This is a genomic window from Mesorhizobium sp. BHbdii, from assembly GCF_053848045.1.
The window spans coordinates 1-621 of the sequence record NZ_JBSPKX010000075.1 but is presented as its reverse complement, the minus strand read 5'-3'; the positions used below and the strand labels follow the sequence as shown (position 1 = coordinate 621).

General features: G+C 62.8%; 1 protein-coding gene. It reads left to right on the top strand.

Features of this window, described 5'->3' with window-relative positions; translation table 11 throughout:
• On the top strand, positions 1 to 621 hold a 621-nt coding region (locus ACWTU8_RS31910; protein WP_455851266.1), incomplete at both ends, for a phospholipase D-like domain-containing protein.

The window sequence follows — 621 nt, the reverse complement described above, 5'->3', positions numbered from 1 at the left end:
GAGAAGGACATCATCGTTCACCACCCCTACGAATCCTTCGACGTCGTCGTGCAGTTCCTGCGTCAGGCCATGGCCGATCCCGAGGTGGTGGCGATCAAGCAGACGCTCTACCGCACCTCGAACGACAGCCCGATCGTGCGCGCGCTGGTCGACGCGGCCGAGGCCGGCAAGTCGGTGACCGCGCTTGTCGAGCTCAAGGCGCGCTTCGACGAGGAAGCCAACATTCGCTGGGCGCGCGACCTCGAGCGCGCCGGCGTACAGGTCGTGTTCGGTTTCCTCGAATTGAAGACCCACGCGAAAATGTCGCTGGTGGTGCGGCGCGAGGATGGCAAGCTGCGCAACTACGTGCATCTTGGCACCGGCAACTATCATCCGGTCACCGCGCGCATTTACACCGACCTGTCCTTCTTCACCACCGATCCGACGATCGCCCGCGACGTCGCCCAGCTGTTCAATTTCATCACCGGCTATGCCGAGCCGACCGCCGAAATGCGGCTGGCAATCTCGCCATTCACACTGCGCAACCGCATCCTGCAGCACCTATCAGGCGAAATCGCCCATGCCCTGGCAGGCAGGCCTTCGCGCATCTGGATGAAGATGAACGCGCTTGTCGACCCGATC